The organism is Plantibacter sp. CFBP 8804, assembly GCF_014841225.1.
In the GTDB taxonomy this organism is placed as follows: domain Bacteria; phylum Actinomycetota; class Actinomycetes; order Actinomycetales; family Microbacteriaceae; genus Plantibacter; species Plantibacter auratus.
Window position 1 is genome coordinate 121,121 of the sequence record NZ_JACYTU010000008.1, and the last position, 3,793, is coordinate 124,913.

Below are 3,793 nucleotides of genomic sequence, written 5' to 3' on the forward strand. Positions count from 1 at the left end.
ACCCCCGGTCCCTGAGCTTGTCGAAGGGCCCGACGACACCTCCACCCACCACCACGCATCGGAACGACACCCATGACGCACCCTCTCCTCTTCCCCGCCCCGCTGCCGAGCGGCCGCGCCGACTCCACACCGCAGCCGCGCCCGGAGTACCCCCGGCCGCAGCTCGTCCGTGACGGCTGGGTCAACCTCAACGGCCTGTGGGAGTTCGAGATCGACGCCGGCGACAGCGGGCTCGAGCGCGGGCTCCTCGGCCGCGAACTGACCGACCGCATCCTCGTCCCGTTCGCGCCGGAGTCGGCCGTATCGGGCGTCGAGCACACGGATTTCATGGAGGCCGTCTGGTACCGCACGCGGTTCACGGTGCCCTCGGCGTGGCAGGGGAAGCACGGCGTGCTGCATCTCGGGGCCGTCGACCACGACACGACCGTGTGGGTCGACGGGGTCGAGGCGATGCGGCATCGGGGTGGCTTCACGCCGATCCGGGTGCCGCTCGGCGCGGTCGAGCCGGGCCAGGAAATCGAGATCGTGGTGCGCGCCCGTGACACCCGCCACGAGCCGAAGGCCGGTGGGAAGCAGGCGACCTGGTACGGCAACACCGACTGCTACTACACCCGCACGACGGGGATCTGGCAGACGGTCTGGGTGGAGGCCGTCGACGAGCTGCACCTGCGTCGGTTCACCGTGGTCCCCGATGCGGACGCCGGGCGGTTCGCCTGCACGCTCGTCCCCAGCCGCAACGCCGCGGGGGCGACTGCGACGGTGACCCTGTCCGCCGATGGTGTCGTCGTCGCGAGCGAGACCGCTCAGCTCGGCTCGACGATGGCACCGTCGGTGCGGCTCGAGGTCCCGGCGGACCAGCAGCGGCTCTGGAGTCCCGCCGACCCGTTCCTCTATACCCTCGACATCGAGATCCGCGATGGTGCAGGCGACGTCACCGACCGCGTCTCGAGCTACGCGGGGCTGCGCAGTGTCGCGATCGACGGCACCGCGGTGCTGATCAACGGCGAGCACGTCTTCCAGCGGCTCGTGCTCGACCAGGGGTACTGGCCGTCCTCGCTCATGACCGCGCCGGACGACGACGCGCTCGTGGCCGACATCACGCTCGGGATGGACGCCGGGTTCAACGGTGCGCGGCTCCACCAGAAGGTGTTCGAGGAGCGGTACCTCTATCACGCGGACCGGCTCGGGTATCTGGTGTGGGGCGAGTTCGGCGATTGGGGTGTGTCCGGCGCGGGCACGGTCGGTCACAACCAGGGCCCGACGGCGTCGTTCATCACGCAGTGGGTCGAAGCGTTGGAGCGCGACGTCAACCATCCGTCGATCATCGGCTGGTGCCCGCTGAATGAGACGCACCAGACGCTGCACGACCGGGTGACCGTCCTCGACGACGTCACGCGGGGCATGTTCCTCGCGACGAAGCTCATCGACCCGAGTCGACCGGTGATCGACGCCTCGGGCTACGCGCACCGGGTGCGGGAGACGGACGTGTGGGACGCGCACTCCTACGAGCAGGACCCGGCGGCGTTCGCCGTCGAGCAGGGCGGGATCGCGGACGGTGAGCCGTTCACGAACCTCGAGGATGGACGCACCATCTCCCTGCCGTACGAGGGGCAGCCGTTCTTCGTGTCGGAGTTCGGCGGCATCTGGTGGAACGCGAAGCTCGCGGCGGCGGACACTGGTGGTGACTCCTGGGGCTATGGCGCGCGGGTGGCGTCGGTCGAGGAGTTCCACGAGCGCTTCGCAGGGCTCGTCCGGGTACTGACCGACGACGAGAACATGTTCGGCTACTGCTACACGCAGCTCACCGACACGTTCCAGGAGCAGAACGGCATCTACGACTTCGATCGCAGGCCGAAGTTCGACCTCGCCCGCGTGCGTGCGGTGCTCGCGGCCGACGCCGCCTACGAGCGCCGAGTCCGACCCTCCGCCTCCTGACCGATCGTCCGGTCCCAGAACCTGTCGAAGGGCCCATATCCCCAACCAGCCGACCCCCGCCGGTCCCTGAGCCTGTCGAAGGGCCCACGGGCTCCCCGCTTCGCCCAGGGACCGGCGCCCGGGTCAGCTCCCGCTGCGTGCCAGCGTCAGCAGGACCGTGAAGGTGTTGAACCACACGTGCGTCCAGATGCCCGGTCCGAGGCGACGGGTCGTCGCGGCGTAGACACCGTTCACCGTGCCGAGCACGAGGATGGTGAGCCCGAGCGTGACCATGGTGACCGGGCTGCCCCATCCCTCATAGAGGTGGACGATCGCGAAGATCAGCGCGCTCGCTCCCACCGAGACGACCGCCGCCGCGCGACGTCGGGCGGTCGTGGGCGTCGCCGCACCTCGGCGCACGCCGTTCGTCGTCCGCCCGCGGAGGATCGAGTTCCGGAATCCGCGCAGCAGGAGCCCGCGGAAGAGGAGTTCTTCACAGAACGGCGCGACGATCGCCGTGGCGAACACGGTGTTGACCAGCACCCAGACGAGCTCTGGCGACGGCGGGGCGATGTTCGACTTCGGCGTCTCGCCGGTGAGGGCGATGACGAACTGGCCGATCATGCCACCGATCAGCTGGATGCCGACGGCTGAACCGAGCCCGATGAACACGTCGAACCAGCGGAAGCGGAGTCCGAAGTCCTTCGCCCAAGACCCGCTTCCCCAGGTGCGGCAGACGATCGCGAGGGCGACGAGGATGCCGCCGTCGAAGATGATCCACATGATCATCGTGCCGACCTCGCCGGACAGGACGCCGAAGGTCCGTGCGAGTTCGACGACGACGAGGAGCGCGATGATCACGACGAAGGTCGTCAGCGCGGTCGGGGTACCCCACCGGGTGTCAGGCGAGGGGGCGTAGGGCAGGCGCGCCTCGGCGCGGCGGGCTTCGGCCCGTTCCTGGCGCGAGCCCGGGCGCGGGGCGGTCTCCGCCGGTGCAGCGGAGTGGTCGCTCATCGCTTGTTCGCGGCGAAGTATTCGCGTGCTGCCAGCACGTACATTTGTACGATCGCGACGATGGTCACGATGACGAAGATGAAGGAGAGCGGGTTGAGGGCGATCAGCCCGGTGATCGAACCGAGGACGGAGAGGATGCCGACCACGGTGAGGACGATCCGAGCCCAGTTGCGACCGCGGAGCATGAAGAAGGCGAACAGCACGTGCAGTGCGCCGACGATGAACGCGCCGACGGCGGTCGAGATCAGGAGCACGCTCGAGGAGAGCACACCTCCCGAGGCCGACTGTTCGGCTGCGGCCTCGGCGACGGTTCCGGCCGACATGGCGGCCGTGACCCCGGAGATGACGGAGAGGACGGCGGAGACGACCCACAGCCAGAAGGAGATGACGATCGGCGTGGGGGCGGTCTTGCTACCAGTGGTCGTGGCCATGATGCTCGTTTCGGTCGTGGAGGATCCGACGACCGGACCCAGGCTGCTGGAACTGTATTGCCCGTCACCTGTCCCCCGGAAGGGAGGTATGTCCCGGCCTATCCGTTTTCCGCAAGATAGCCGGTCCCCGAGCGCCCCTCCGCCGGTCCCTGAGCCTGTCGAAGGGCTCAGAACCGCCGCCCAGGCACCCTGTCAAGCCTGCTCACGCGCGCTCGCGTACCTCTTAACCTGTCCCCATGACGAACGACACGAACGACACCGACCAGAACAGCAGCGAGGGAACGCCGAAGCCGGGCGGCCTGGGCGAGAACCAGACCATCCCCAACAGCGAGGACGGCCTCGCGGTGGGTCACGACCCCGACGCCTCGAACTTCAACCAGGAAGAGGACCCCGACCACCCGAGCGACGACGCGTAGGGTTCGGGAACGAAGAAA

Annotated in this window: 4 protein-coding genes; 2 read left to right on the plus strand and 2 right to left on the minus strand. The window is 68.7% G+C overall.

Going from position 1 to position 3,793, the window contains the following annotated elements:
- Positions 1-72 precede the first annotated feature (72 nt).
- A complete protein-coding gene (locus IFU11_RS14480) occupies positions 73-1,935 on the plus strand; it encodes a glycoside hydrolase family 2 protein (protein ID WP_192019380.1) in 1,863 nt (620 codons plus the stop codon).
- 123 nt (positions 1,936-2,058) lie between these two features.
- Here IFU11_RS14480 and IFU11_RS14485 read toward each other — a convergent pair whose 3' ends face one another.
- The gene (locus IFU11_RS14485) at positions 2,059-2,928 is read right to left on the minus strand and encodes a CPBP family glutamic-type intramembrane protease (RefSeq protein ID WP_192019381.1); all 870 of its coding nucleotides are present in this window, start codon (positions 2,926-2,928) and stop codon (positions 2,059-2,061) included.
- Positions 2,925-3,359, minus strand: coding sequence for a hypothetical protein (locus tag IFU11_RS14490; protein WP_192019382.1), 435 nt, complete (start codon positions 3,357-3,359; stop codon positions 2,925-2,927). The genes IFU11_RS14485 and IFU11_RS14490 overlap by 4 nt, the downstream gene beginning before the upstream one ends.
- Before the next feature lie 236 nt (positions 3,360-3,595).
- Between IFU11_RS14490 and IFU11_RS14495 the strand changes: the two genes are divergently transcribed.
- Positions 3,596-3,775: a hypothetical protein gene (locus IFU11_RS14495; protein ID WP_064296076.1), complete on the plus strand. Its 180-nt coding sequence runs from the start codon at positions 3,596-3,598 to the stop codon at positions 3,773-3,775.
- Positions 3,776-3,793 lie beyond the last annotated feature (18 nt).